The organism is Ruegeria sp. SCP10, from assembly GCF_040329495.1.
GTDB lineage: Bacteria > Pseudomonadota > Alphaproteobacteria > Rhodobacterales > Rhodobacteraceae > Ruegeria.
Window position 1 is genome coordinate 105,415 of record NZ_JBDZYF010000005.1, and the last position, 22,292, is coordinate 127,706.

Annotated in this window: 20 protein-coding genes and 1 pseudogene; 17 read left to right on the forward strand and 4 right to left on the reverse strand. The window is 56.2% G+C overall.

Going from position 1 to position 22,292, the window contains the following annotated elements; all coding sequences use genetic code 11:
- Nucleotides 1-74 precede the first annotated feature (74 nt).
- The 4 genes and pseudogenes from ABLN87_RS13215 to ABLN87_RS22580 all read left to right on the forward strand — a co-directional run.
- Nucleotides 75-755, forward strand: coding sequence for a GntR family transcriptional regulator (locus ABLN87_RS13215; protein ID WP_353010898.1), 681 nt, complete (start codon nucleotides 75-77; stop codon nucleotides 753-755).
- 11 nt (nucleotides 756-766) lie between these two features.
- Nucleotides 767-2,161 carry an FAD-dependent tricarballylate dehydrogenase TcuA gene (tcuA, locus tag ABLN87_RS13220; RefSeq protein WP_353010899.1) on the forward strand — a complete coding sequence of 465 codons (1,395 nt, stop codon included), beginning with the start codon at nucleotides 767-769 and terminating at the stop codon, nucleotides 2,159-2,161.
- Nucleotides 2,151-3,230, forward strand: a complete 1,080-nt coding sequence (gene tcuB, locus ABLN87_RS13225; RefSeq protein WP_353010900.1) for a tricarballylate utilization 4Fe-4S protein TcuB — start codon at nucleotides 2,151-2,153, stop codon at nucleotides 3,228-3,230. The genes tcuA and tcuB overlap by 11 nt, the downstream gene beginning before the upstream one ends.
- A gap of 673 nt (nucleotides 3,231-3,903) precedes the next feature.
- Nucleotides 3,904-3,978 (forward strand): annotated as a pseudogene (locus ABLN87_RS22580) (IS6 family transposase); the annotation flags it as partial.
- Nucleotides 3,979-4,060: 82 nt separating this feature from the next.
- Here the strand turns inward: ABLN87_RS22580 and xylB are convergent.
- From xylB to ABLN87_RS13240, 3 genes are read right to left on the reverse strand one after another with little or no spacing between them, the layout of a single operon-like run.
- Nucleotides 4,061-5,524 carry a xylulokinase gene (gene xylB, locus ABLN87_RS13230; protein WP_353010902.1) on the reverse strand — a complete coding sequence of 488 codons (1,464 nt, stop codon included), beginning with the start codon at nucleotides 5,522-5,524 and terminating at the stop codon, nucleotides 4,061-4,063.
- A 34-nt stretch (nucleotides 5,525-5,558) separates the two neighbouring features.
- Nucleotides 5,559-6,299 (reverse strand): HAD family hydrolase, encoded by a 741-nt coding sequence (locus tag ABLN87_RS13235; RefSeq protein WP_353010903.1) that lies wholly within the window; start codon nucleotides 6,297-6,299, stop codon nucleotides 5,559-5,561.
- Nucleotides 6,300-6,310: 11 nt separating this feature from the next.
- A complete protein-coding gene (locus tag ABLN87_RS13240) occupies nucleotides 6,311-7,327 on the reverse strand; it encodes an ABC transporter ATP-binding protein (protein ID WP_353010905.1) in 1,017 nt (338 codons plus the stop codon).
- 147 nt (nucleotides 7,328-7,474) lie between these two features.
- Between ABLN87_RS13240 and ABLN87_RS13245 the strand changes: the two genes are divergently transcribed.
- From ABLN87_RS13245 to ABLN87_RS13285, 9 genes are all read left to right on the forward strand, one after another.
- On the forward strand, nucleotides 7,475-8,818 hold the full coding sequence (locus tag ABLN87_RS13245; RefSeq protein ID WP_353010906.1) for an ABC transporter substrate-binding protein: 1,344 nt from the start codon (nucleotides 7,475-7,477) through the stop codon (nucleotides 8,816-8,818).
- A gap of 69 nt (nucleotides 8,819-8,887) precedes the next feature.
- Complete coding sequence (locus ABLN87_RS13250; protein ID WP_353010908.1) at nucleotides 8,888-9,754, forward strand: carbohydrate ABC transporter permease; 867 nt, start codon at nucleotides 8,888-8,890, stop codon at nucleotides 9,752-9,754.
- Nucleotides 9,755-9,757: 3 nt separating this feature from the next.
- Nucleotides 9,758-10,576 carry a carbohydrate ABC transporter permease gene (locus ABLN87_RS13255; RefSeq protein ID WP_152460809.1) on the forward strand — a complete coding sequence of 273 codons (819 nt, stop codon included), beginning with the start codon at nucleotides 9,758-9,760 and terminating at the stop codon, nucleotides 10,574-10,576.
- 64 nt (nucleotides 10,577-10,640) lie between these two features.
- A complete protein-coding gene (locus tag ABLN87_RS13260; RefSeq protein WP_353010910.1) occupies nucleotides 10,641-11,612 on the forward strand; it encodes a sugar-binding transcriptional regulator in 972 nt (323 codons plus the stop codon).
- Between the two features lie 12 nt (nucleotides 11,613-11,624).
- Nucleotides 11,625-12,668, forward strand: a complete 1,044-nt coding sequence (locus ABLN87_RS13265) for an NAD(P)-dependent alcohol dehydrogenase (protein ID WP_353010912.1) — start codon at nucleotides 11,625-11,627, stop codon at nucleotides 12,666-12,668.
- Nucleotides 12,665-13,231: an SIS domain-containing protein gene (locus ABLN87_RS13270; RefSeq protein WP_353010914.1), complete on the forward strand. Its 567-nt coding sequence runs from the start codon at nucleotides 12,665-12,667 to the stop codon at nucleotides 13,229-13,231. The genes ABLN87_RS13265 and ABLN87_RS13270 overlap by 4 nt, the downstream gene beginning before the upstream one ends.
- Before the next feature lie 3 nt (nucleotides 13,232-13,234).
- Complete coding sequence (locus ABLN87_RS13275; RefSeq protein WP_152460813.1) at nucleotides 13,235-14,002, forward strand: SDR family NAD(P)-dependent oxidoreductase; 768 nt, start codon at nucleotides 13,235-13,237, stop codon at nucleotides 14,000-14,002.
- 120 nt (nucleotides 14,003-14,122) lie between these two features.
- Nucleotides 14,123-14,848, forward strand: coding sequence for an SDR family oxidoreductase (locus tag ABLN87_RS13280; RefSeq protein ID WP_353010915.1), 726 nt, complete (start codon nucleotides 14,123-14,125; stop codon nucleotides 14,846-14,848).
- Nucleotides 14,845-16,464: an FGGY-family carbohydrate kinase gene (locus ABLN87_RS13285; RefSeq protein ID WP_353010917.1), complete on the forward strand. Its 1,620-nt coding sequence runs from the start codon at nucleotides 14,845-14,847 to the stop codon at nucleotides 16,462-16,464. Before ABLN87_RS13280 ends, ABLN87_RS13285 begins: the two co-directional genes overlap by 4 nt.
- 86 nt (nucleotides 16,465-16,550) lie before the next feature.
- Here the strand turns inward: ABLN87_RS13285 and ABLN87_RS13290 are convergent, their stop codons facing one another.
- Entirely contained in the window at nucleotides 16,551-17,609 is a 1,059-nt protein-coding gene (locus ABLN87_RS13290; RefSeq protein ID WP_353010919.1) for a substrate-binding domain-containing protein, read from the reverse strand.
- A 139-nt stretch (nucleotides 17,610-17,748) separates the two neighbouring features.
- Here ABLN87_RS13290 and ABLN87_RS13295 point away from each other — a divergent pair, with 139 nt between their 5' ends.
- The 4 genes from ABLN87_RS13295 (at nucleotide 17,749) to ABLN87_RS13310 (ending at nucleotide 22,292) form a co-directional block, all read left to right on the forward strand.
- Complete coding sequence (locus ABLN87_RS13295; RefSeq protein WP_353010921.1) at nucleotides 17,749-18,735, forward strand: substrate-binding domain-containing protein; 987 nt, start codon at nucleotides 17,749-17,751, stop codon at nucleotides 18,733-18,735.
- 62 nt (nucleotides 18,736-18,797) lie between these two features.
- The gene (locus ABLN87_RS13300) at nucleotides 18,798-20,303 is read left to right on the forward strand and encodes a sugar ABC transporter ATP-binding protein (protein WP_353010923.1); all 1,506 of its coding nucleotides are present in this window, start codon (nucleotides 18,798-18,800) and stop codon (nucleotides 20,301-20,303) included.
- On the forward strand, nucleotides 20,296-21,303 hold the full coding sequence (locus tag ABLN87_RS13305; protein ID WP_353010925.1) for an ABC transporter permease: 1,008 nt from the start codon (nucleotides 20,296-20,298) through the stop codon (nucleotides 21,301-21,303). Before ABLN87_RS13300 ends, ABLN87_RS13305 begins: the two co-directional genes overlap by 8 nt.
- Complete coding sequence (locus tag ABLN87_RS13310) at nucleotides 21,300-22,292, forward strand: ABC transporter permease (RefSeq protein ID WP_353010926.1); 993 nt, start codon at nucleotides 21,300-21,302, stop codon at nucleotides 22,290-22,292. Before ABLN87_RS13305 ends, ABLN87_RS13310 begins: the two co-directional genes overlap by 4 nt.

Genomic DNA, 22,292 nt, shown 5'->3' on the forward strand with positions numbered 1-22,292 from the left:
AGCGTTCCAGCTTTGTTGACTTATAATGTATCCATATGTATACAACTGGACGCAAGGTGACAAGAGAGCCCGCGATGACCCTTCAGGACGACCCGTTACAACCTGGCCCACAAGGCAATTCTGCGTATCAGCGCCTGCTGGACGAGATTCGCGACGGCACTCTTCTGCCCGGCGACCGGCTACGAGAGATTGAGCTGTCGGAACGGTTGGGCGTCAGCCGTACCCCGGTGCGCGAGGCGATAAGGCAGTTGGAGGCCGATGGGCTGGTCACACATGTGCCACGGCAAGGTGCCACCGTGCGCAGTCTGGACTACGCCGAGGTCATGGAACTCTATGAGATGCGCGCGGTGCTTGAAGGGACAGCGGCCCGTCTGGCAGCCCGCGCGGCGTCTGATGTCGAACTGGACGAGCTTGAAGTTCTGAACGACCGGTTGGCCGAGGCGGGTACTGGACCCGATGCGGCCCAACTCAACAAGATCTTTCACGCAACACTTCTGGATGCGGCCAAGAACCGGTTTCTGGCAAAATCCATGTTGTCCTTGCAAAAGGCGCTGTTGATCCTTGGGCCGTCTCAACTGCTGGATAGCGACCGCGCCGAGGCTGCAGTGGCCGAGCATCGGCGCATCATGGCGGCTTTGAAGGCCCGCGATGGCGCAGCGGCCGAGACAGAGATGCGCGCGCATATTCAGGCGGCACAACGGATGCGCATCCGCGCGTTGCAGGACCGCGACCGCTCAATCGACGAAAGCCAGTAGGTAGACAGGATATGGCCACCGCAAAGGAAGCTTACGATATCGCTGTGATCGGTGGCGGCAATGCGGCTCTCTGCGCTGCGATGACTGCAGCCGAGGCAGGCGCCCGTGTTCTGATCCTTGAAACGGCGCCAAAACCTTATCGCGGCGGAAACTCCCGCCACACCCGCAATTTTCGCTGCATGCATTCAGGCCCCTTGGGTCCGCTCGTCGAGGCGTATGGCGAAGATGAATACCTCTCGGATCTGCTGAAAGTCACCGGCGGCAAAACCGATGAACATCTGGCCCGCCTCGCGATCCGAACGTCGGAAGAATGCTTGCCGTGGATGCAAGAACACGGGGTCCGGTTTCAGCCGTCGCTTTCCGGCACATTGTCATTGGCACGGACCAATGCGTTTTTCATGGGGGGCGGCAAATCTCTGGTGAATGCCTACTACCGCACGGCGGCAGGTTTGGGTGTAGATGTGCTGTACGAAGCCGCCGTCACGCATTTGGAACTGAATGGGGATCGGATCGAATGGGTCGACTATAGCTATGAAGGCCAGTCCCATCGCATCGCGCCCAAGGCGGTCATCGTTGCCTCCGGCGGCTTTCAGGCCGACACAGATTGGCTCACCCGCGCCTGGGGTGAGCCTGCGAAGAAATTCCTGATCCGGGGAACGCCGTACAACCGAGGCGTAGTCCTGTCTGATCTGCTGGACCAAGGAGCAGAAAGCGTCGGTGACCCGACCCAATGCCATGCCGTTGCCATCGACGGGCGCGCGCCGAAATTCGACGGCGGTATCGTCACCCGTCTGGACTGCGTTCCGTTTTCCATCGTCGTGAACAAACATGCCGAGCGGTTCTATGACGAGGGCGAAGACGTTTGGCCCAAGCGCTACGCGATCTGGGGCCGTTTGGTGGCGGCGCAGCCGGATCAGGTGGGATATGCCATCATCGACGCCAAGTCGCTGAACCTGTTCATGCCGTCCGTGTTCCCTCCGCTAAAGGCGGACACGTTGGACGAATTGGCCGGGATGATGGACCTGCCCACAGAGAAATTGAAAGCAACCGTCAGCGCATTCAACGCCACCTGCGGTGACATCAGCGGGTTCCACCCGACCGAACTGGATGGCGTCGCGACCTCGGGTCTGACACCGCCCAAGACCAACTGGGCGCGCCCGATCACCGAACCGCCGTTTTATGGCTACTCGCTGCGGACCGGCGTGACCTTTACCTATCTGGGGCTAAAGGTTGACGATACGGCCCAGTGCTCGACCCCCAGAGGCAAGATCAAAAACCTTTGGGCGGCTGGGGAAACGATGGCCGGATCGATCCTTGGGCAAGGCTATCTGGCGGGCTTCGGCATGACCATCGGAACTGTTTTTGGACGCATCGCAGGGTGTGAGGCCGCCGCTTATGCAAACTGATCTTATTCAGGAAGCCCGCCGACAGGCCGAGATTTGCAACGCCTGCCGTTATTGCGAGGGCTATTGTTCGGTCTTTCCGTCGCTTCACGCCGAACGCGCGTTCTCGGATGGGGACATCACGCAACTTGCCAACCTATGCCACAACTGCCGGGGGTGCTACTACGCCTGTCAGTACACCGCCCCGCACGCGTTTGACCTGAACCTGCCCAAGGCACTGGCCGAAGTGCGGCGCGACAGTTGGGAAAGCTTGGCATGGCCGCAACCGCTGGCACGCCGGTTCCACACCCATGGCGGGGCCATCGCTCTGGCGTTGGTGATCGGATTTGCCCTGTTGTTCTGGGCGACCCGCGCCATCGGTTCCAGTGGAGGCGAAGGGTTTTATGCCGTCCTATCGCATAACGCGATGGTCGCGATCTTTGCGCCCGCATTCCTGCTGCCTCTGTTCAGTATCGCCTTCAGCCTGAGGCGCTATTGGGCAGAGGTTGGTGGCAAACCGATCCAGATTTCTGATCTGACGGCTGCGCTCAAACGCGCGGGTAAGATGCAGGATCTGGCTGCAGGCCATGGCGAGGGTTGTAACTTCGAGGACGAAGACCGGTTCAGTCAGGGCCGACGCCACATCCACCACGCCATCATGTATGGCTTCCTGCTGTGCTTTGCGTCGACTTCGGTGGCGACGGTCATGCACTATGTCTTCGGAATGCACGCGCCTTACGGGTTCTGGTCTTTGCCGAAACTATTCGGGATTTCCGGGGGGCTGCTGCTGACAGTGGGATGTGGTGCGATGGCGCTGCTCAAGCAAAAGTCAGACCGAGACCTCGGCGATCCGTTGGCCTGGGGAGGGGATATCGGCTTCATCCTGTTGCTCGGGTTTGTAGGGCTCAGCGGGCTGGTTCTCTATGCCCTCGGTTCAACGCCTCTGATGCCCGCACTGCTGGCCATCCATCTCGGATCGGTCCTTACGTTTTTCCTCCTTACGCCCTACACAAAAATGACACACGGCTTCTATCGGCTTGCGGCGCTGGTCCGAGACGCACAACGGAAAAGAGATGTGTCCATGGTCCGTTAACAGCCCGTCGCGCCTGTGTGAGCAGAAAGAACATGCAATTGGATCAAAAATTATATTGAAGATTTCTGCGCCGCAGAACTTCGAGTTGCGGACAACGTCCGGAATGGGCCGTCCATTGTACGACCAACGGCAGCGACGCACGCTTCGCACGTATTTGGGCCGACCGCAGCAATTTGCACTCTGGGCTCAATTGAAGCCTTAGCCGCAGAGTCTATGAGTGGCCGCTCTTCGTGCTAGGTCAGAAATGCTTGACGTTTGGGTCAGAATTGAATGAAGCAATTTGTTCGTTTCTTGAGGTTTTGGCGACCGATTGAGTCAAAAATCAGTGACGTTCCACAGGTTTGTAAAGGCATTGATAACATTTAAGTTTCTGGCGTCGCCTGACGGCGAACCCAACATTTCGCCTATCAATTTTGCTTTGATGCCGCGAGCCCTTAGAGACAATCGGGATCTAGGATTTTGCGTGTTGGCCTCTGCCTAACGCCTTTTTCCACCATTATTAAATGGTCGGGGGTACACTGCTTTCAGTGTAACAACCGGCCCGTTGCGTTAAATTGACTGTGCGATTTTGTAAGCGGCAATGGGCCGCCTTTTTGCATGTGTTCAGGATTACACCGATCAAGGTTGGAATGATCACGACTTTTTATCCCTTCCGTCGGGAAATCGGGTGACAAACCAAGAGCGATCTCTAACCAGTCGAGACACCTTCAAGCTGACACGTTCCGCCGCTTTTTCCGATTGGCGCTAAGTATGTGCGGCACATAGGACCGCACTATTGGCGTATTTGGAGCTGGTTTAAGTTGTCTTACAGAACTACTTGCCAAGCACGTCTATCCCCGCCTAGACGATATTTCCTGAAGATGTTCGTATGCCGCGCGGAAACGGATTTTTGCCGCGTTGAAAGCCTCTGCCATATTACTGTCCGGAAGCACCCGCTCACCGATTCTGGGAGGTTTGAGGATGTCCTCTGGCGACGCTCCGGATCCAGCGATCATTGCAAGTCGAGCTGCCCCAAGTGCGGCACCGAACTCACCATCCTGCGGCAACTCTATGGGCACATCCAGAACGGTTGCGATCAATTTTACCCAGTACCGGGATTGCGTTCCACCGCCGATGCCGATCAGACGGTCTATGCTGACTCCAGTCTGCGCCAGCGCATCATACGAGTCGCTCAAACCGTAGGCGACGCCTTCGAGCACCGCACAGGTAAGGTCGCTCTGGTCGGTATCCTTTCCCAGCCCGGTAAAGCTGCCGCGAATGCTGGCGTCGTTATGGGGTGTGCGTTCTCCGGACAGGTAGGGGTAGAACTGCACGCGACCGGGCGCACGCAAATTGTCGCCCAGATTGCGCGTCAGGTCGGATGGATTCTTGCCAGCGATCTGACCGAGCCAGTTCAGGCTATCTGTTGCCGACAACATGACACCCATCTGGTACCAGCGATCAGGAACTGCGTGGCAGAACGTGTGCAGTGCAGAATCAGGAGCAGGGTAGTAACCATCCCGCGCAGCCAAAAGAACGCCTGAGGTTCCGAGAGACAGAAAGCCATCGGCCTCATTCAAAGCCCCTAGGCCACAGGCAGCTGCCGCGTTATCTCCCGCACCACCCGCAACAAAGACGCTGCCACTGACGCCCCAGTTTGCCGCTAGATCGGGCCGTAAGGTGCCGGCCGGCTGGCATCCTTCGACAAGCCTCGGCATCTGTGTTTCGCTCATCTGTCCGGCGGTCAGCAACGTGTCGGACCACGCGCGGCCCGACACGTCCAGCCAGGATGTTCCGGCGCTGTCCGACATATCAGCGACATAGTCGCCGGTCAGGTAGTAGTTCAGATAAGCAGTAGGCAGCAGGACCTTGGCCACGCGGGCGAAACTTTCAGGCTCATGAGCCTTGACCCAGAGCAGTTTGGGCGCCGTGAAACCGGGAAACACGATGTTGCCTGAAATCTCACGAACGCCGGGCATGGCATCCAGATGCTGTGCCTCAATATCCGAGCGCGTGTCATTCCACAGAATGCAAGGCCGGATCACGTCGCCTGTAGAATCCAGCAGAGTTGCGCCATGCATATGTCCTGCGACGCTGACAGCGCGGAGGTCGGTAAACTCGGAGTGACTACCGCGCAATTCGGCAACCGCCATCTCAAGCGCCGTGATCCAATCTGCCGGGTTCTGTTCGCTCCAACCGGGGTGTTTGTGTTCGGATGAGTAAGACTGCTCGGCCGATCCGATCACGCTGCCATCTTCTGCCAGAAGCAAGGCGCGAAGCCCGGATGTCCCCAGATCTATGCCAAGGTAGCTCATACGACTTTGCCCCTCATTGGTACCTGCAAATCGTTTACTGTTTTGCCCGCTGCCTGAAAACCGCAGGCGCGAGTGCTTCATATGATGATATGATCAGATCAGCTCCTTGCTGACTAAGAAACTCGCCATGCTGGTCTTCAATACCGCGTAGATGCGCCCCACCCACAAATCCGGCACAATACATGTTAGCCGTCTTGGCAGCGCGCACGCCATAAGGTGAGTCTTCGATCACAAGGCAATTTCTGGGGGGAACACCGACCTGAGCAGCGGCGTATAGAAACAAGTCTGGTGCTGGTTTGCCGTGCTCAACCTGCTCGGCGCTGAAGACGTTATCAAACAACGCGGTCATCTGCATCGCCGTCAGGGCAACACTGATCCGTTCGAACGTCCCGCTGGAGGCGATGCAATACGGAAGGTTCAACGTAGTCAACACTCCCAAAAAATCTTTGACATCAGCAATAGGTGAGAGTTCCCGCTTGAAACGTCGGAACAACTTGGCCTGCCATGTATGCGCAAAGCCTCTGGCAGAGGTTGTGCTGTGCTCAGCAACAAAAGCTTCAATTGTCGAGAGAGATTTGCCCAGAAATAGGCTTCGGACCTCTTGTGCCTGCAGGTCGATACCATACTCTGTCAGAGTTTCTTTCAATGTGGACAGCGAGATGATCTCGCTATCGGCAATAACTCCATCAAAATCAAAAATAATCAGATCGAACGCCTCAAGCGATAAAGGAGGCTGCGCATCCGGCTTGGAACCCTTGGCGTTGTCGCCTGCCATCGCGCGCACCGTTACAATGCGCGCCCGTCGGCACTAAATTGATGCAGTCGATTTTCGGGGACTCGAACACCTACGGTTTGACCAACAGGTGTATCGTCGTCACCGCCGACGCGGGCTACGATCTCGCTATTGTCAGGGAGTGTGAGGTACAGCAAGCTCTCGCCTCCCAGCTGTTCCTTGACCCTGACCGTGGCGTCGGTATTGCCCGCGTCTTGTTGCACCAGCTCAAGATGTTCGGGGCGGCAGCCGACGAAAGCCGCCTCCGGCTTGATGGTCAATCCGCTCACTGTGTTACTGGGCGCAAACACATTCATGGCCGGGGAACCGATGAACTCGGCAACAAAGCGTGACCGGGGTGAATGATACAATTCCATCGGAGTTCCAACCTGCTCGACGCGTCCGCCATTCAAAACAACGATTTTGTCGGCCATTGTCATGGCTTCAACCTGGTCATGGGTCACATAGATCATCGTTGCGGCGAGTTGTTTGTGCAGGCCTTCCAGCTCGACCCGCATCTGCACCCGCAGTTTGGCGTCCAGATTGGACAGCGGCTCGTCAAACAGGAAGACCTTTGGATTTTTGACGATGGCCCGACCAATGGCCACACGCTGGCGCTGACCACCCGACAGCTGTGAGGGCTTGCGATCAAGATAGTCTTCCAGCTGCAGGATACGGGCTGCTTCGGCGATCCGTTCCTGCCGCAGGGCAGGCGCAAATCCGTTGACTTTCATGCCGAAATCCATGTTTTCGCGCACGCTCATATGCGGGTAGAGGGCATAGGACTGGAACACCATCGCTAGCTCACGGTCGGCAGGTTCAGCATGCGTCACGTCCAGCCCATCAATCTCGATACGCCCCGAGTCGGCACCCTCCAATCCAGCCAGTGTTCGCAAAAGGGTTGATTTGCCACAACCCGATGGCCCTACGAACACAACAAACTCTCCGTCCTTGATGTCCAGACTGACATCGAACAGCGCCTGTGTTTCACCGTAAAACTTGTCGAGCCCTTCAATTCTGATGCCAGCCAAGGCAACCCCTCCCCAACGGCGAACGCTGCGGTCCGCAAATTATCTTTTGCTTATCAGTAGAAACAAATGTATTGACTTTCAAGTCGGAAAAATACTTTTGTATGAACCAGTATGCAAAAGAATTTTGAACTGGGAGGAGACCTGAGAATGAAAACTCTTAGAAACTTACTGGGTACCGCAGCCGTCGCCAGCTTCATCGCGACCGGTGCGGCCGTTGCAGATGATGACTGGAGCCTAAAAAAGGCTGCCGAACCCTATGCGGGCACAACCATTGACGTCGTGTTCCTGCTGCGCCCGGGCTATGAGGCGATCGAAGCCATGCTGCCCGAGTTCGAAGCGGAAACGGGAATTAAGGTAAACGTCATCAAGCATCCCTATGAGAACGCTCTGGGTGAACAGGTGCGGGATTTTGTGGCTGGCGGTGATCTGGATATCGCACTGATCGACCTAGTCTGGATAGGCAACTTTGCAGAGAACGATTGGATCATTCCGTTAGCGGATGTTCAGGCAAAGTTCCCTGACGTAGTTGATCCAGATCTGGACATCGATGACTTTTTTCCGCTGGTGCTGAACGCCTTTGGCGGATGGAATGACACGCTGTATGGCCTGCCGTTCGACAACTATTCCGGCTTGATGTTCTATAATCGCTGCATGCTGGAAGAAGCCGGGTTCGACGGCCCGCCGGAAACTTGGCAAGAGCTGAAGGACACATATGGCCCGGCGCTGACAAAAGACGGAAAATACGCCTTTGCGCTGCAGTCCAAGCGGAATGAAACCCAGTCTGCCGACAGCTTTGCACGGATGCTGTGGCCCTTTGGCGGTTCGTTCCTAGACGATGAATTCAAGTCCAATCTGATGAGTGACGAAAGCCAGGCAGGACTGAAGTTCCGTCAGGAACTGATGGAATACATGCCTGACGGTATCGTGGCTTATGACCATGCCGAAACCGTGAATGGATTCAGTCAAGGCGACATCGCAATGATCACCGAATGGTCGGCCTTCTATTCGTCGGTCGTCTCGCCCGAGACATCGAAAGTGGCGGATTGCGTTGAAATCGCACCCGAGCCCACAGGCCCTGCGGGCCGCAAGCCAGCACTTGGCGGGTTTTCTCTGGCAGTAGCTTCGCAAGCAGACGAAGCCGAACAAGCGGCAGCCTATTTGTTCATCCAGTGGGCAACCTCGAAAGCCAATGCGCGGGAATACCTTGAGCGCGGTGGTGTTCCGGCCCGTCAATCTGTCTATCAGGAAGACGGTCTGGAAGACTTCAAGTTTGTGCCCGCACTGGTCGAGAGCTGGCAAGACGGCGTGCCTGAATTCCGCCCCCGTTTCGCGGAATGGCCCGAGATCACCGAGATCGTTCAGGAATGGGGCACAAAAATGATGCTAGGTGAGGTCTCGACCGAGGAAGGTGCGCAAGAAATCGGCACCCGGATGGAGGCTGTGCTGGACGCGGCCGGGTACTATTCTGGCGACAAGCCACTGGCTCAGTAAAACAAAGATGCAGGGGCGCATGTTTGGCGCCCCTGCACCCGGTTCGAGAGGTTCAGCTGGAGGACGGATATGCGCGGCCAAGTACCCCGCAGAACAATATTTGCATTCATCGGTCCAGCGGTCATCGGTCTTGCCGCGGTGGGCATCGCGCCATTGCTTTACGCGGCTTGGACTTCAGCGCATTTCTACAACCTTACAAAACTGAAGCGGGTCGAATTCTTAGGTTTTGAAAACTATTGGACCGTTCTGACGGATGAAGTGTTCTGGCAGGCGATGGGCCGCACGTTTTTCTTGCTGGGTACGGCCCTGCCGCTGCAAATCGCGCTCGGTCTGGGCATTGCGTTGGTGTTGCATCAACCTGGTCTGACACTGGTAAAGACATTGGCGCGCCTAAGCCTCGTTCTGCCGATGGCCACGACCTACGCGGTTGTGGGCCTGCTGGGTCAGGTGATGTTCAACCAGAAGTTTGGCGTAGTGAACCAGCTTTTGGGCGGGGCCGACATAAACTGGATCGGTGATCCCCAGAACGCTTTTGCCATGATTGTGTTCTGGGACGTCTGGCAATGGACACCGTTTGTAGCGCTGGTTCTTCTGGCAGGTCTGACTATGGTGCCGGGCGAAGTGGAAGAGGCCGCGCGCCTGGAAACCAAGTCCAAATGGATTGTTCTACGCTATGTGCAACTGCCCTTTCTGGTGCCGGGTCTGGTTGCGGTGCTGATCCTGCGGACAGCGGACACGTTGAAACTGTTCGATATGGTTTTTACCCTAACACGTGGCGGACCGGGATCGTCGACCGAGTTCATTTCGCTTATGATCCAACGGGTCGGTTTTCGCGGCTTCGATCAAGGGCTGGCCTCGGCGCAGGCCATCATCCTGCTGATAATCACCATTGTACTGGCGCAAATCTATATCCGCGTCTTCTACAAAGAGGTCTGAGCCATGATGACGACCCGCTCATACTGGTCTCAGATTGCCTTGCTGGCTTTGATCATTCTGGTCTGTGTCTTCCCGTTTTACTGGATGGTCACGACTTCCTTAAAAACGCAGGTGGTAGCGCTTGAATCGCCCCCCGTGTGGCTATTCGAACCGACACTGGCCAACTATCGTGAGGCCCTGTTCGAAGACGGGGTACTACGGACACTGATCAATTCGCTGATCATTGCAATCTCTACGACGCTGCTGGCGCTAGTTCTGGGCGTTCCTGCCGCCTTTGCGCTGGCCAGGTTCGAGTTTCGCGGAAAAAAAGACCTTTGGTTCTGGTTCATCACCAATCGGATGGTTTCCCCCATTGTTCTGGCTCTTCCATTCTTTCTGATCGCCCGTAACCTGTCGCTGCTGGATAAACACATCACGCTGATCCTGATCTACCTGACCTTCAACTTGCCGATCGTCATCTGGATCGTGACAGATCAATTCAGAGGCATACCCTATGATCTGGACGAGGCCGCACGGCTGGAAGGGGCCTCGCAGTTTACCATCATGCGTAAAATCTGCCTGCCGCTGGCCATGCCTGGTGTAGCCGTATCGGCGATCTTTTCTTTCATCTTTTCGTGGAACGAACTGATGTTCGGTCTGATCCTGACCAGGACCGAAGCCAAAACGGCCCCCGCAATGGCCGTGTCTTTCATGGAAGGCTACAACTTGCCGTACGGTAAGATCATGGCCACATCGACGCTGATCGTGATCCCAGTTCTGATCTTCGCGCTCATCGCCTCCAAGCAATTGGTGCGTGGCCTGACGATGGGAGCCGTGAAATGAAGTCTTCGACCACTCCCTTTCCCGTTTCGTTGCGGTAGAACGGAACCACAAGGAGAGGACATCCATGTCACGCTATATCAAACTTGACCAGATCGACCCGGAAGAACAGCTATTGGTGCGGCTGTGCTGGGCCTGCGAGGTCGAGGGCATGACACAGGCCGACGCGGCCGAGCGGTTTGGAACAACGCGGCTGCGTGTCAACAAAGCGCTCAGCGAGGCGCGGCGGCGTGGCATTTTGCGTGTCAGTGTGGATTCCGTTTTTGCGGCAGCGGCGCAATTTGAATGGGAGCTTGAGCGGCAGTTCAAACTGACCCGCGCAGTTGTGGTGCCTTCGCCCGAGGACCGTGTGTCAGTCACCCCGCTGGTTGCTGCGGGGCTAGGTGCGCATTTGGGCGAAGTCTTGAGCGACCCGAACCTGACTCATTTTGGCATGTCCTGGGGCAACACTTTGAACCTCGCGACGCGCCACATGCAGCCGCTCGACCGTCCTGATCTTGAGATCGTGTCGATCATGGGCGGCGTCTCACGCGGATCGGACGTGAACGGGTACGAGATCACGACGCGGCTGGCTGATTTATGCAACGCCGAACACAGCTTTTTCACCGCGCCGCTTTATGCGGGTAGCCCAGAGAGTCAGGCACTGTTCATGGATCAGGACGTGATCCGGGATATGCTGGAAAAGATTCGATCTTGCGGTGCAATTGCGCTGGCTACGGGGGATCTGGAGAGTTCGCTGCTGGTGCGTGATGCCTTGCCAAGCGGGGTCGATCCGGCCGATCTGATCGCCAAAGGCGGAGTAGGCGATATCACCGGGCACATCTTGAATGCGGATGGTGAGCTGATTGATCATCCGTTGAACCAATGTGTCATTGGCCTGTCGCTGGATGAGATGGCCGAAATAGACAATGTCATTCTGGCCGCTGGTGGCCTTAATAAAACGCCGATCATTGCTGCGGCCCTGAAGCGCGGTTTTGTCGACACGCTTGTTACGGATGAGAACACGGCAGCCGCTTTGCTTGAAACCAACGGAACATAAGAGAGGTGTAGGATGGCCAAAGCTCTGGTTCTGGAAAAAGCTGGTCGCCTGGCGCTGCGCGACATTGAAATGGCCGAGACATTGGGCCCTGAGGATGTCCGCGTCGCGATAGATACGGTTGGGGTGTGCGGCAGCGATGTTCACTACTACACCCACGGCAAGATTGGGCCCTTTGTCGTGAACGCGCCTATGGTGCTAGGACACGAGGCTGCAGGTGTGATTACCGAGGTCGGGTCAGACGTAACAGACATGGGTGTCGGTGATCGGGTCTGTATGGAGCCCGGCATTCCCAACACCCGGTCCAAGGCCGCAAAGCTTGGTGCCTACAATGTGGACCCATCTGTGCAATTTTGGGCCACGCCTCCGGTGCATGGCTGCCTGACCCCCTCGGTCGTACATCCTGCGGCGTTCACCTATCGCTTGCCCGACCATGTAAGCTTTGCCGAAGGGGCAATGGTCGAACCCTTTGCAATTGGCATGCAGGCAGCAACCAAAGCGCAGATCAAACCGGGTGATGTGGCGCTTGTCACCGGTGCAGGGCCAATTGGCATATTGGTGGCTCTGGCCGCGCTGGCTGGTGGTTGCGCCAAGGTCTATATCTCTGACCTGGTTGAGGAAAAGCTGTCGGTTGCTGCGCAATATTACAATATCGAACCTGTTTTGATCGGACGCGATGACCCCTCAGCCGTTGTGCGCGACGCGACCGAAGGATGGGGCGCGGATGTGGTTTTCGAATGTGCCGGCGCGGCCACCTCAATTCAAACCGCTCTCGACGCCGTAGCCCCTGCGGGCTGTGTAGTCTGGGTAGGCATGCCGGTCGATCCTGTGCCGGTCGACATTGTTCTGGCTCAGTCCAAGGAAATCAGGATGGAGACGGTGTTTCGCTATGCCAATATGTATGACCGGGCCATAGCTTTGCTTGGGTCGGGCAAAGTGGATGTGAAACCTCTGATCACTGAAACATTTGACTTTGAGAACAGCATCGAAGCGTTCGACCGTGCAGTTGAGGCGCGACCAACAGATGTCAAAATCCAGATTCGGTTGGACCGAACATGACCGACGTTTTGGACAATTTGGCCGAACAGATCCTGTCTGAACTACGACCGGGCTTGTCCGGTCACGTTTTGAAACAGATCGCGCCTTTATCTGAGGCTCTTGCCAATTCACGGCAGATCCTTTGCTACGGTGTTGGTCGCGAGGGCCTGATGATGAAGGCACTTGCGATGCGGCTGTTTCACTTGGGGTGTGACGCCCATGTGGTCGGCGACATGACGGCGCCAGCGGTCGGGGCATCGGACATCCTGCTTGTCAGCGCAGGACCGGGGCATTTTTCAACTGTAGCCGCGTTGGTGGGCGTTGCGCGGGAGGCCGGTGCCAAAGTTGTCTGCATCACTGCAGAACCCGAGGGTGCCGTGCCACAGGCCGTGGATCTGACCGTTCACCTTCCCGCGCAAACCATGGCCGCTGACGAAGGTCCTGATGCCACGTCTGTGCTGCCGATGGGGTCGCTCTATGAGGTGCTCATGTTCCTGTTCTTCGAGCTTCTTGTGCTGGACTTGCGCGACAGGATGGCCGTCACGCCCGAGGATATGCGCGCCAATCACACCAATTTGGAGTAGCTCATGCCCTGGGAAACCCGTTTCAGTTTGATGGGAAAGAAAGCGCTGATCACCGGTGCGTCTTCAGGGATTGGAACCTCAATTGCACAGGTTTTTGCGGATGCAGGAGCGGACATCGCGGCGCATGGCCGCGACAAGGACCGGCTTGCGCAATTGGGAACTGAGGTTCAAGCATTGGGGCGAGATTTTGCAGCAATAACCGGAGACTTGGCTGATGCCGAAGAAACGGCCTTGGTCGCAGCCAGGGCATTGGAGGTTTTTGGGCGGGTCGATATTCTCGTAAACTCTGCCGGAATTGCCCTGACCGGGCCGGTTGTTGACTATGATCTGGCGGATTGGCAGCGCACTTTGGCGGTAAATCTAACAGCGCCCTTTATCCTATCCCGCGCGGTACTGCCTGGCATGATGGAACGGCGACAGGGCAAGATCATCAACATTTCATCGCAGACGGGCGTTATTGCCTTAGCCGATCACGCGGCCTACGCCACCTCAAAGGGGGCGCTCAATTCTCTGACGAAATCGCTCATGACCGAAGCGGCGCCGTACAACGTTCAGGTCAACGCGATCTGCCCAACCGTCGTGCTAACCGAAATGGGGAAAGAGCTGTGGTCGGCGCCGGAAAAGAAAGATCCGTTTATCGAGCGAACGCCCTTGGGCCGCTTTGGCGAACCTGTCGAGATCGCAGATATGGCCCTATATCTGGCTGCCCCCGCATCCGATCTGGTGAACGGTGCGATCATGATGATCGAAGGGGGGTATTCAAGCATATGACGCGTTTTGCAAACCAACCCTATGGGTTTGGGGTTGGCCCGTCGATCTGTTTTCAGCACTGCAGAGACTTCCCGGAAGGTCAGGAAAAGCGGTACGGTTTGATGTAGAGGAGGCAACTGAATGGTTGATCTGACGGGCAAGGTGATCGCGATAACGGGCGCTGCGTCTGGGATTGGGCTGGCTTGTGCCAAAGAGTGTATCGCGGCAGGGGCCACGGTTGCTTTGGTCGATCGGAACGAAGCGGCGCTAAAGACAGTTTGCGATGACTTGGGGGACGACGCTTTTTCAATCGTCACAGACGTTGCGATTCCTGATAGCGTGGATCAGATGCTGCCAAAAATTCTCGGAAGAGCGGGGCGTCTGGACGCGTTCCACGCCAATGCCGGCGCTTACATTGGTGGGGACGTTCTGGAAGGCGATCCGGATGCGTGGGATCGTGTTTTGAACCTCAACATAAATGCGGCGTTTCGCTCGGTGCAGGCGGTTTTGCCACATCTGGCCAAACAGGGGTCGGGTGATATCATCATGACCAGTTCTATCGCAGGCGTCGTTCCCGTTGTGTGGGAACCCATCTATACAGCCTCAAAACATGCCGTACAGGCTTTCACTCACTCTGTCAGGCGGCAGGTTGCCAAGCATGGTGTGCGGGTTGGCGCTGTTCTGCCGGGCCCCGTAGTGACTGCTTTGCTGGATGACTGGCCGAAGGAAAAAATGGAACAAGCATTGGCCGAGGGGAGTCTGATGCAACCCAAAGAAGTGGCCGATTGCGTGGTTTTCATGCTCAGCCGTCCCGCGAATGTCACGATCCGTGATCTTGTCATCCTGCCAAATGCGGTGGACCTATGAGCTGTTTCGTAGGGGTAGATGTTGGGACCGGCAGTGCCAGGGCGGGTGTATTCGACAGCAACGGCACTTTGTTGGCCAGCCGAAAACAAGAAATTCAAATGTGGCGCGACACCGGCGATATAGCCGAGCAGTCTTCGACAGACATCTGGCAGGCTGTTTGTGACTGTGTTCAGGGCGCGGTTGAGGAGAGTGGAATCGAGGCCTCGCAGGTCAAAGGTGTTGGTTTCGATGCGGCGTGTTCAATGGTCGTCCTGGACCAGACCATGCAACCGCTGAGCATCAGCGCCTCGGGTAGGGCCGAGCGCAACGTGATCGTTTGGATGGACCACCGGGCCAAGGATCAGGCCGAGCGCATAAACGGATTGGGTCATCCCGTTTTGGACTACGTTGGCGGGCGGATCTCTCCTGAGATGCAGACGCCCAAGCTGCTGTGGATTAAAGAGAATATGTCGGACTCCTTCCGCAGCGCCGGCCAATTCTTTGATCTGCCGGATTATTTGACATGGGCCGCAACAGGGTCACTGAATCGCTCCGCTTGCACGGTGACATGCAAATGGACTTACCTGGCGCATGAACGTCGGTGGGATGACAGTTATTTCCACCAGATTGGTCTGTCAGAAATGCCATCTGAGGAGTATGCCCGTATCGGGCAGAAGATCGTGGCCCCCGGGACACCTCTGGCACAGGGATTGACCGCTCAAGCCGCATCGAGCATGGGCTTGCTTGAAGGTACACCCGTTGGCGCGGGTTTGATTGATGCTCATGCCGGGGGTATCGGCACCGTAGGCGCTGATCCCGAAACAGGACCCGAGTCGACGATGGCCTATGTATTCGGAACGTCCGCTTGCACGATGTCGACTTCGAAGACTGCGCACAAGGTTCCTGGTGTGTGGGGGCCATACTATTCGGCCATGGTGCCGGGAATGTGGTTGTCAGAAGGGGGACAATCCACGGCCGGGGAAGCGATCGCGCACCTAATCACGAGCCATCCATCAAGCAGCGACGCAACCTCCCTCGCGCAAGCAAAGGGGATGTCGCTGCAATCGTTTCTTCTGCGCGAGGTCGAACGGCGCGTGTCAGTTTCAAGCGATGCGGTCCGACTGGCAGGGGCTCGGGTAATTGTCCCGGATTTTCTGGGCAACCGGGCCCCTTATGCCGACCCAGACGCAACCGGAATCGTTTCTGGCCTAACGCTGGCAAAAGACAGCGACGACCTCATTGCAACCTATGTCGCTGCAGTGCTTGGGGTAGGCTATGGGATGCGTCAGATTATGGAGGCGCAAGCCGCACATGGTGTACATCCTTCGACCGTCGCAATTAGTGGTGGGGCAGGGGAAAGCGCCACAATCAAGCAACTTCTGGCAGATGCCAGTGGCGCTCCTGTTCTATCGACAACCTCACCTGAACCGGTTCTGTTGGGTGCAGCTATACTAGGTGCTGTGGCAAGCCAGCCAGAAACGTCTCTTGAGGAGGCAATGGCGAGGATGTCATCAGAAAAGGAACGGTTCTTGCCAAAATCTGGCGTGATCGCACGGCTACATGATGCCCGGTATGAGGCCTTTAAGGGTCTGCAAGACATTGAACGCCGTCTACGTCAGGCATTGGCAGCACCTTAAGGGCTACCTACATCGCGTCCCGGCAAAAGTTTTTGAATGTCTTTGGCACAGTATATGAGCACCAACAGTCAACGGGGAATTATTCGCTAAATCCGTGACGAGGGGGCCGTGTCGCAGCCTGCTTTATCAGAGATGACAATTGGCGCAATCTGGATGATTTTAGGCTCATGTGGTGCTTCACCGTCAATAATCCTGAACATCGTGTCCACCATCGCCGAGACATCCTGCCGAACGGAGAACAGATTCTGGGCCATATACTGAGCAAACGGGTCCCAATCAAAGCTTCCGAACAGAATTGTGTCTAATGCGGCTCTGTCATTCTGCGCCAACCAATCAAATACACCTTCCAGCGATATCGTCGAGTTTACAAACATCGCGGTCGGCATTTGGCCCGTGTCTTTCAACTTTGCGGCAAATGCGACTTTGGACTTGGCGGCTGCGTACCCGCAGGCCAGAATGTTCTCGTCCAAAGGTCGAGCTCCTGCATTCGAGATCGCATCGCGGAAACCGCGTATTCTTTCGCTTGTGTTGTGATCGGTCGGACGGCCGCCCAGGAACAGAAACTCGTTCTGCCAATCTAAACCTTTAGCTTGCGCATGTTTTATCAGGGCTGAAGTCAATTTAAATGCACCTGTGTAGTTGTCGGAAATGATAGAAGTCGCTGCTGCACCAGGTAGATCAAGGTTGATCGTTGGAACGCCGTGCGCCTTGCAAATCCGGGCGATGGTATCGGGGTCAGAGGCACCGGCGCAGACGATCCGGTCCACATTGTACGACAGCATCTGCTTGACCGTCGCAAGCTCCAGCTCTGGCTCGCGATGTGTGCACGAGGTCATGGGCAAAAGCCCTCTGGCACGGGCCGCCATTTCGAAACGTTCGGCGATCGCTCCGAAGTATCGGTTGTCGTACATCGGAATAATCATGCCAATCATGCTTGACCTGACGCTGCGAAGGGCGCGCGCTTGCATATTGGGTGCATAGCCCATTTCGGTTGCGATTTGCTGAATCGTTTTGGCGCGCTTTTCACTGATGCGTCGATTGCGCCACGAGCCGTTCAGAACGGCACCGACAGTACTGGCCGAGGTGCCAGCCTGGTCGGCGATGTCGTAAATTGTGACCTGTTTCTTATTCTCGGTTGTCGCCACCGAAGATTCCCCTTTGACAAGTTTAGTGTATTCCATATAGCCTTTGCACCATCGATTGTGCAATAAAGAACAACCGATGGTGCAGTTTGATTTTTACCGTGCGCTGCCTTTTCGGCGCTGGCCAATCTGGGAGGATATTATGAAACTTAGACCGATACTCGCAGCCTCAGTCTGCGCATTTACGCTTGGTGTAACCAATGTAGCTGCTGAGACTACCATGGGAATCGTCGTCAAAATTGGAGGGATCCCTTGGTTCAACGCAATGGAAGAAGGAATCAAGGAACGTGCCGGTGAACTGGGTGTCAGCGCCGAGATGATCGGGCCGACTTCAGCCGACCCAGCCCTTCAGGTTCGTGCGATTGAAGATCTCATCGCGAAGGGTGTGGACGTCATCGGCGTGGTACCCAACGATGAGGCTGCACTTGAACCCGTGTTGCAAAAGGCCAGGGACGCCGGGATCAAAGTGATCGCACACGAAGGGCCCGGATTGAACAACGTGGATTGGAACTTCGAACTGGCTTCTGCAGATGGATTCGGTGAAGCGCATGCCAAGCTTCTTTGTGAGAAAACCGAAGAGCCGGGTACCTATGCCGTTTATGTGGGTTCACTGACTGTACCACTTCACAATGCTTGGGCGGATGCAGGCATCGCCTGGCTGGCTGAGAACTGCTCCGACAAGTTGCAGCCGGTGGGTGATCGTTATGGCGTTGCAGAAAGTGTTGATGACAGCCGTTCGACCGCACTTGACCTGATCGCAGCCAATCCTGATTTGCGTGGCTTCCTTGCCTTTGGCAGCCAAGGTCCGATCGGGGCAGGGCGCGCGATCGAGGAACGTCGCTTGGGCGGCAAGGTCCATGTACTTGGGCCGTTCTCACCCGGTCAGGGCCAAAAGCTGCTGAAAGACGATGTCATTTCTGGCGGGTTCATGTGGAACCCAGCTGAGGCGGGCCGGGTGTTTGTCACTTTAGGCGACATGCTAGTGAACGGCGAAGAAATCTCGGAAGGAACCGAGATCGAGGGATTGGGTGTTGTCAGTCCAGATGCGGCAACTCGTAACATCATCACCGATAACCTCTTGGAGATTAACAAAAGCACTGTTGATGAGCTGGCTGCCAAGGGGCTCTGATACGATCTACTGTCGAGTCGGAGATCCGCGCATCGCGGATCTCCATTCAGATAAGAACACACATGAAAACTGATCCAGACACGGTCCCGGCGCTGAGGCTTCGAAACGTCTCGAAAACCTTCGGCGGCGTAAAGGCGCTGCAATCCGTTGATTTCGAAGTGCGCTCGGGAGAGGTGCATTGCCTTGCCGGAGAGAACGGCTGTGGCAAGTCGACACTGATCAAGCTCGTTACCGGTGTGTATACAGCCGACCCTGGCGCAGAATTGCAACTGTTTGGCCAGACAGTTGACGCGATTTCCCCGACAAAAGCACGGGCATTGGGGATCGCCGTTATTTGGCAGGATCTTGCGCTGTTTCCGCACATGACTGTCGCTGAAAACATCGCTTTCGATGAGATGGTTGGACTGGTGCCGCGCCTGACGTCCCGACGCCGCTATCTGGCCCGCGTGCAGGCTGTGCTTGATCGCCTAAAGGTGCCGTTGAACCTGGATACACGACTGGGTGATCTACCAATTGCGCAACGTCAGATCGTTGCGATTGCACGGGCGTTGATGGGTGACGCACGGCTGGTGTTTATGGATGAGCCGACGGCGTCGCTAACCCAAAGCGAAACGGATTCATTGCTAGAGGTCGTTCGCACGCTGTCCTCACAAGGTATTGCTGTCGTCTTCGTTAGCCACCGATTGGCAGAAGTGATTGACATTTCAGAGCGGGTCACAGTCCTGCGCGATGGCAAGCTTGTCGGCGTCTATTCGACCGAGGGTATCACGCAATCCCGCCTTGGCGAACTCATGACCGGGGCGCTTTTGGAAAACACGGTCAGCGCTCAGGACCGTTCTCAGGCGGAACCGGTACTGGAAACCGTTGGATTAAGCCGGCACGGAGAGTTTCACGATGTTTCGCTTACCATCCGGCGTGGCGAGGTTCTGGGTTTAACAGGATTGATCGGAGCCGGCCGCACGGAACTGGCCCTAGCACTAATTGGTATGAAACCACATGATGCGGGTGAAATCCGGCTGGACGGGTCGCCAGTTCGATTTGCCTCGATCCGCGATTCTATCGCGCGCGGCGTCGCTTATGTGTCGGAAGACAGGCTGTCCTTGGGGCTTATCCAGCCGCAATCAATCGCGGATAACACGTCTATTTCAGTGCTTGATCGCATTCTCAATGGGTTCGGATTGCTATCCCCCAAACGCCAAACCGATCTTGTTTGTCACTGGATCGATGAACTTGCCGTCAAGATTGGGCAGCCGGAGGATGCTGTCTCGACGTTGTCAGGCGGCAACCAGCAACGGGTTGTACTGGCAAAATGGTTGGCAACCGAGCCGCGGCTTTTGATCCTCGACAGCCCAACCGTTGGTGTGGATGTCGGGGCCCGGGCGGGCATCTTTCGCATCGTACGACATTTGGCCGAAGAAGGGCTGGCGATCCTCTTGATCTCGGACGAGGTGACCGAAGCGATGTTCAATGCGGATCGTGTGCTGCATATGGCGGATGGGCGTATTGTGGGCGAATACGATCCACGGGCGACCAGCGTTCCCGAACTTGAGGCACGTATCTATGCGTGACTTCTTTCGTGATCATCCCGTCGAGGCGCGCCTCAGTGTTGTGTTGCTTTTGATGATCATTGGTTTGTCGCTTGGTACTGACACCTTCCTGACGTTGGGCAACATCACGTCGTTGTTGAACAATAACGCGGTGAACCTGATCTGGGCGGTTGGCCTGCTGGTCGTCCTGATTGCTGGTGGCATCGATATTTCTTTCGCGGTCGCGGCTTCGGTCGTTCAGTATGTGGCCGCGCAGGTTTTCATGGGCATAGGGGGCGGAAACTGGGCGGTGGGGTTTTTGGTCGCGGGTCTGCTTGGGATCGGTCTTGGAATGATCAACGCTCTTCTGATCCACGGGTTTCGGGTGATTTCTATTGTTATCACCATTGCCACCTTCAACGCGTTCTTTGGGTTGCTGATGTTCTTCACGAAAGGTCGAAACATCTACAACCTGCCGGATTGGTGGACTGATCGTATCTTCATCTTTGAACGACAAGCCTCGGATGGAACCTGGTCGGAACTGAATCTTTCAGTTGCCGTCATGATCGTCTGCGTCGTCGCAACTTTGGGTCTCATCCGTCTGACCACACTGGGCCGCCAGCTTTATGCCTTTGGCGACAACCCCGAGGGAGCAAGGCGCGCGGGCGTGAATATCTGGCAGATGCAAGTTGTCGCCTTTGGATGGTGCGGTATGATGGCCGGCATCGGGGGGCTGATGCAGGTGAACATTGCCCAAGAAGTTGTTCCAAATGCGCTATACGGTCGAGAACTGGACGTGCTGGCTGCTGTGGTCCTCGGTGGGGCTCGACTTGGTGGTGGGCGAGGCACTGTTCTTGGGTGCATTCTTGGGGTGATGTTTGTCGCGATTACGCAGAACGGTCTGAACCTTCTTGGAATCTCGCCCTTTGCATTCCAAATGATCATCGGCGCGGTGATCCTGCTGGCTATCTCATCATCGAACCTGAGTTTTGGGCGGCTCCCACGCGACACCACAGCTGTCGCAAAGGTGGGAACAACATGAGCTTGCGCGAGAAATTGAACGCGGCATTTGGTGCGGAAACCCTGCCCCTACTTGTCTTTCTCGGCTTGGTTTTTCTGACGTTTTCCTTCGCGACCCCTTTGTTTCTGACAGGTGCCAACCTGCGCTCGATGGCGTTTCAGATGCCGGTCTTGGGGTTGCTGACACTGGCAATGCTTGTGCCGATTCTTTCGGGTGGGCTGAACCTTGCCATCATCTTTCAAGCCAACATATCCGGTCTCGCTCTGGCTTGGGTTTTGATACAATTCGGGGGGCCTGATGCCGGACTGGGGGCTTTTGTGCTGGGTGTGGTGCTTGCATTACTGGCGGGTGCTGCTTCGGGCGCTGTCATGGGCGTCGTCGTGGCTTATGTCGGTGCACATCCCATTCTGGTATCGCTTGCCATGATGATCTTCCTGCGCGGGTTGGGTGAGTTCCTGACCCGTGGAGGAGACATATCGGGATTTCCAGAGTACATGAACGTACTGGGCCACGGCAGCGTTATGGACGTTCCAGTTCCGATGATAGTCTTTCTGGTGGCCGCGCTCATTTGGCATATCATGCTAAGACGATCACGGCACGGGTTCTCGGTCTACATGATCGGTTCGAATATCCAGGCGTCTGAATATTCCGGCCTGCATACGCGCCGGACACAGGTCTTGATCTACGCGATTTCGGGCGTGATATGCGCTGTTGCCGGGATTTTGATGGCGGCGCGATTCAATTCTGTCCGTGTTGGCCATGGCGAGGCCCTACTGCTGGTGACAGTGCTGGCTTGTTTCCTGGGCGGTATCGATCCATTTGGCGGGTTTGGGCGTGTTCTACCGGTGGTTCTGGCCTTGATTATCCTGCAAGCACTTTCATCAGGTCTGAACCTGATCGGTGCCAACCAGCATTTGTCCACCGCTGTCTGGGGGCTGTTTTTGATTGGCGTGATGGCGCTGCGCTGGGTTGGTGAACGGTGGCGAGACAAACGACGAAGAGGGACATGA